The following is a 267-nucleotide window of genomic DNA, read 5'->3' on the forward strand; positions in this document are numbered from 1 at the left end:
TTCTGACAGCGACTCGGACTCTGACAGTGATTCTGACTCTGACAGCGATTCTGACTCTGACAGCGACTCGGATTCTGACAGCGACTCGGATTCCGACAGCGATTCGGATTCGGACAGTGACTCGGATTCGGACAGCGATTCGGAATCTGACAGCGACTCGGATTCTGACAGCGATTCCGACTCTGACAGCGACTCGGATTCGGACAGCGATTCGGATTCTGACAGCGACTCGGACTCTGACAGTGATTCTGACTCTGACAGCGATTC

General features: G+C 53.9%; 1 protein-coding gene. It reads left to right on the forward strand.

The window, feature by feature from the left end; all coding sequences use genetic code 11:
- A partial coding sequence (locus IAE27_RS29840) for an MSCRAMM family adhesin SdrC (RefSeq protein WP_227685357.1) occupies positions 1-267 on the forward strand: 267 nt, incomplete at both ends.

It is taken from the genome of Klebsiella sp. S69 (assembly GCF_016516145.1).
Lineage (GTDB): Bacteria > Pseudomonadota > Gammaproteobacteria > Enterobacterales > Enterobacteriaceae > Klebsiella > Klebsiella oxytoca.